Raw genomic sequence first — 1,198 nt, forward strand, 5'->3', positions numbered from 1 at the left:
GTGAGGTTAAGCGACTAAGCGTACACGGTGGATGCCCTGGCAGTCAGAGGCGATGAAGGACGTGCTAATCTGCGAAAAGCGCCGGCGAGGTGATATGAACCCTTGACCCGGCGATGTCCGAATGGGGAAACCCAGTGCAATCCGTTGCACTATCGTTAACTGAATACATAGGTTAACGAGGCGAACCGGGGGAACTGAAACATCTAAGTACCCCGAGGAAAAGAAATCAACCGAGATTCCCCCAGTAGCGGCGAGCGAACGGGGAGCAGCCCGGAGTCTGAATCAGCTTGTGTGTTAGTGGAACGGTCTGGAAAGTCCGACGGTACAGGGTGATAGTCCCGTACACGAAAATGCACATGCTGTGAACTCGAAGAGTAGGGCGGGACACGTGGTATCCTGTCTGAATATGGGGGGACCATCCTCCAAGGCTAAATACTCCTGACTGACCGATAGTGAACCAGTACCGTGAGGGAAAGGCGAAAAGAACCCCGGCGAGGGGAGTGAAAAAGAACCTGAAACCGTGTACGTACAAGCAGTGGGAGCCTCTTTATGGGGTGACTGCGTACCTTTTGTATAATGGGTCAGCGACTTATATTCTGTAGCAAGGTTAACCGTATAGGGGAGCCGAAGGGAAACCGAGTCTTAACTGGGCGTTAAGTTGCAGGGTATAGACCCGAAACCCGGTGATCTAGCCATGGGCAGGTTGAAGGTTGGGTAACACTAACTGGAGGACCGAACCGACTAATGTTGAAAAATTAGCGGATGACCTGTGGCTGGGGGTGAAAGGCCAATCAAACCGGGAGATAGCTGGTTCTCCCCGAAAGCTATTTAGGTAGCGCCTCGTGAACTCATCTTCGGGGGTAGAGCACTGTTTCGGCTAGGGGGCCATCCCGGCTTACCAACCCGATGCAAACTACGAATACCGAAGAATGTTATCACGGGAGACACACGGCGGGTGCTAACGTCCGTCGTGAAGAGGGAAACAACCCAGACCGCCAGCTAAGGTCCCAAAGTCATGGTTAAGTGGGAAACGATGTGGGAAGGCACAGACAGCCAGGATGTTGGCTTAGAAGCAGCCATCATTTAAAGAAAGCGTAATAGCTCACTGGTCGAGTCGGCCTGCGCGGAAGATGTAACGGGGCTAAACCATGCACCGAAGCTGCGGCAGCGACACTATGTGTTGTTGGGTAGGGGAGCG

At 53.3% G+C, this 1,198-nt stretch carries 1 rRNA gene; it reads left to right on the forward strand.

The features are described from left to right. Positions 1-4 precede the first annotated feature (4 nt). Positions 5-1,198: ribosomal RNA gene (locus ACWKXX_RS22535) — 23S ribosomal RNA — on the forward strand; the annotation flags it as partial.

The organism is Enterobacter sp. UPMP2061 (genome assembly GCF_053709615.1).